This is a genomic window from Moorena sp. SIO4G3, from assembly GCF_010692305.1.
Classification (GTDB): domain Bacteria; phylum Cyanobacteriota; class Cyanobacteriia; order Cyanobacteriales; family Coleofasciculaceae; genus Moorena; species Moorena producens_A.
Genome location: NZ_JAAHIG010000616.1, coordinates 1 through 3,108, shown reverse-complemented (window position 1 = coordinate 3,108; position 3,108 = coordinate 1). Strand labels below are relative to the sequence as shown.

General features: G+C 41.8%; 4 protein-coding genes. 2 read left to right on the top strand and 2 right to left on the bottom strand.

Features of this window, described 5'->3' with window-relative positions:
• Positions 1-96 precede the first annotated feature (96 nt).
• Complete coding sequence (locus F6J99_RS43715; protein WP_293123377.1) at positions 97-354, bottom strand: hypothetical protein; 258 nt, start codon at positions 352-354, stop codon at positions 97-99.
• Positions 355-597: 243 nt separating this feature from the next.
• The gene (locus tag F6J99_RS43710) at positions 598-744 is read right to left on the bottom strand and encodes a hypothetical protein (protein WP_158517248.1); all 147 of its coding nucleotides are present in this window, start codon (positions 742-744) and stop codon (positions 598-600) included.
• 518 nt (positions 745-1,262) lie between these two features.
• Here F6J99_RS43710 and F6J99_RS43705 point away from each other — a divergent pair.
• Positions 1,263-1,718, top strand: a complete 456-nt coding sequence (locus F6J99_RS43705; RefSeq protein WP_293027520.1) for a hypothetical protein — start codon at positions 1,263-1,265, stop codon at positions 1,716-1,718.
• 282 nt (positions 1,719-2,000) lie between these two features.
• The gene (locus F6J99_RS43700) at positions 2,001-2,591 is read left to right on the top strand and encodes a hypothetical protein (protein ID WP_293027518.1); all 591 of its coding nucleotides are present in this window, start codon (positions 2,001-2,003) and stop codon (positions 2,589-2,591) included.
• Positions 2,592-3,108: the final 517 nt, after the last annotated feature.

The window sequence follows — 3,108 nt, the reverse complement described above, 5'->3', positions numbered from 1 at the left end:
GAGTTCAGACGTGTGCTATTCTGTTCTCTGCAAGGTTAGTATTTTAAGATTTGTTAAATAATTACAAGAAAATTATCTCTTGAACTTTGCGGTTGGTCAAGGGGTCGGGAGTCGGGAGTCTGGAGTCGGGAGTCGGGAGTCGGGTGTCGGGTGTCGGGTGTCGGGTGTCGGGTGTCGGGGGTAGGGTGTCGGGGGTAGGGAGTCGGGAGTCGGGAGTCGGGAGTCGTTAAAGGCGGGAAATGGGAAGAAGCACTGGTGTAAAAAAAGCGATGTGGCCTTCGGCCTCCGCTTCGCGATCGCACTATGCCAAGTCAAGGGTGACATGTAAGCGATCGCGTTTATCGAATTCCCCAAGCCAAAACCCCGTGTTCTGAGGCTTTTAGGTGTATGATTTTAAGATTTATGCAGAAGATAGAGAAAATGAGGGAGGACTGAACTGTCCACCACGAACTGAGCTTTCTTACGACCTTTAGCTGAGGCGCGGACGTTTTCCGTCTCCGTGCTGTTGCTCCTGCTGCTTGCCTACTCCCACGCTTACTCGCACTCAGTTGGGGCTTTTTATTCAGCTTCTTTTTCCCTCGTAACTCTTCCTCCAATTCACCGATGCGCTTGGGACTTCTCTTTATTTTGCAACTCCCGAGCTGCTATCATTTCAGCCTGTTGCCCGACAAGCACACGCAGCTTCTCGACCTCATGAAGGTCGGTGAGTTGGTCATCTTTCACTTGCACGGGGTTTTCAGTCATATCTTTGTTGAACCAGATTTATGCACTCTTGACAAGGGGGCCAGCTCAATACCCATTTGTTTGAACCCACAGCGGTTATTGAGAATTTACAAGCGATCGGTTAGAGTTTAGATTGAACTGTTTTAACCTTGCTGGCCCACTACGCCTAGAAAAAGGGTTTTAAGTCAAAAAATTCAGAAATTATTCTTGGAAATAGTCTTATTTACAGAAGCAGTTTACAGGCGAGCTACTCAATAAGCAGATTATCCAGTTAACTACGCTCTTAAACAAGTAAAGGAGATAAAAATGGTGAATATGGCAATAGAATACTTAAAAAAAAACACCAATCAAGTTAGTTATTTTTAGAAATTTTCAGTAACTGGTTATACAGGTGGAGGTGAGTTAAAAATAAAACCGAGGTATTTAAGAAGAACACAACAGAGTGGATCGAGAACGGTACCAAGTTAACTGGATATCAGGGGTTACTCAAGCCATAAAAAAATAAATTTGGGCAAGAGACGGATGCCCCACTAATCCGTTTGCAAAAATTAAAAGCAGAATACATACAACCAAAGCAAATTGATCTAAATGCTGGAAATTATAGTGAAATAATAGATTATCTCAGCCGTTGTCGAATTGCACGATATGGTGATTGTGATGTTAACGCAATAGAAGCAGCGTTGATATTGGCAAATCAAGGCAAGATAAGCCGTGAGACGATACAGATAGTAACAGATCAAAAGTGGGGACATACTTATGTAAAGATTAAGCCCCATGGAAATGGTAATTGGAAAGTAGCTGTGGATATTATAGTAGATCCATGGGCAAATTATATAGCTACGAACGTCTTTCAAAGGAAAGTTTATGTACCAAAAGAAGAGAAACTGTCCAGCGGGGAATCAACGTTAACAAGGATGAAAGTGGCTGAAAATTTCATCAGAAATAAATATGAGTACCAGGCAAATGATGAAATACTGAAGGTTCTGAAAGTATAATGAGCACGATCGCTCTTTTGTAGTGCGATCGCTGATCGTTGATATCCTCTTGGGTAGAGGCAGCTGCCTGTTTATCAGCAGCGAAGGGAGGTTGGTATGTACTTCTGAGGCACTGCTTAAGACAACAGCCGCCTCTCAATGTAAAATGCAGAACGCTAGTAGTTTTTATTGTAGGAGTGTAGTTATGGAGCGATCGGATCTAGTACAATTGCTTGTAAAGTGGGCATAATTAGCGGGCTTCAAAACTCGATTGTTAGATTGAAAATAAAATAGGAGTTATTAATGGCTTTTAGTGATTATAAAACTATTGCTCAAGTTCAAGAAGAGTATAATATCAAGTATTTGGAAAAAGACTTTATTGAAATTACAGATCTAAAACCTTCCGATCTGTTTGTTAAGGAATTTGAATTCAGCGAACAGAACATGGATATATACACATCTGAATCATCAAGATGCGAAAATATTATTTATCCAATTTTAAGAGAAGTTTATAAAGATTTTATTGATAAATATACTCTTTGGAGCCACAAGTCCATAACATACGATGCTAAACTAAATGGAACGCCTGATTACTTGTTCTCAAGAAAATCAGAATTAGGTAAGACCGTCTTGGGTTTTCCAATCGTCATTGTTGTTGAAGCAAAAAAGAATGATTTTAGTGAGGGATGGGGGCAATGTCTAGCTGAGTTGATTGCTGTGCAAAAATTAAATAAAGCTGAGGAACTTCCCGTGTATGGGATCGTAACGGATGGAGAATTATGGCAATTTGGAAAATTAGTATCCGATGAATTCACCAAAAGCAAGTTGAGAATTACTATTACCGATTTAGATAAAATTTTCGGAACGATAAGTTTTTTATTGTCAAACAAATAAGATTTTACACGGGGACGCGGAGATTGGATCATTGGGGAGCATGTCTTATTCGCAGCAACATTAGTACTAAAATAACTCATGTACGCTATTCAAACCCTGAAAACACTCTAGTTCAAGCGTTCTCACCAAATTGACCTGCTCGCCATGCTCCCCCTATTACCTATTCCCCATTCCCCATTCCCCATTCCCCAGATAAGCGTACTAATGTTGCTGCATAAGTGACATGCTCCCCTTTCAAGTTTTTGGAGAGGTCTACTTAGGAGCTGGATGCGGAGGTGCCCTGGATAATACCAGGCATCGACCGTAACAGCCTTGGGTACGGTGGGGCACACTGGAACCTGGATTGACCGTAGGTCACGCTACGCGAACGTGAAAGATCTAAACGCTTGTGGAGAATGTGCGACTCGTTCCAACTAAGAGCCTTTAGCAAATAAAGGGGTATGAGTTGGGGAAGGATACTAGGGCGGACACCCCAGTAACCAACTAACTGTTCTTTGGATGTGGGTGAAAACCCCAC

What these genes read in the sequence shown, in the direction of transcription:
- F6J99_RS43710 (WP_158517248.1), bottom strand. Translation starts at nt 744, where the DNA reads ATGACTGAAAACCCCGTGCAAGTGAAAGATGACCAACTCACCGACCTT.
- F6J99_RS43700 (WP_293027518.1), top strand. Translation starts at nt 2,001, where the DNA reads ATGGCTTTTAGTGATTATAAAACTATTGCTCAAGTTCAAGAAGAGTAT.